The 210-nt window shown below is 53.8% G+C and carries 1 protein-coding gene; it reads right to left on the minus strand.

What is annotated here, in order from left to right:
• The coding region (locus tag IB244_RS31865; protein WP_192307037.1) for a transposase at positions 1–210 on the minus strand (210 nt) is incomplete at both ends.

Raw genomic sequence — 210 nt, forward strand, 5'->3', positions numbered from 1 at the left:
TTTCGCTTTTGTGGAAGCGAACATTGTCGGCAATCACGACGTCGCCCTTGGATAGAGTTGGGACGAGTTGCGTTTCGATCCAGGTCTCGAATATCTCGGCATTCATTGGTGCGTTGACGATCCATGGCGCGACCATGGAATGCGATCTGAGGCCAGCGATAAACGTCTGCGTCTTCCAGGATCCGAAAGGCGCATGACTGCGGTAACGGT

Source organism: Rhizobium sp. RHZ02 (assembly GCF_014851575.1).
Lineage (GTDB): Bacteria > Pseudomonadota > Alphaproteobacteria > Rhizobiales > Rhizobiaceae > Rhizobium > Rhizobium altiplani.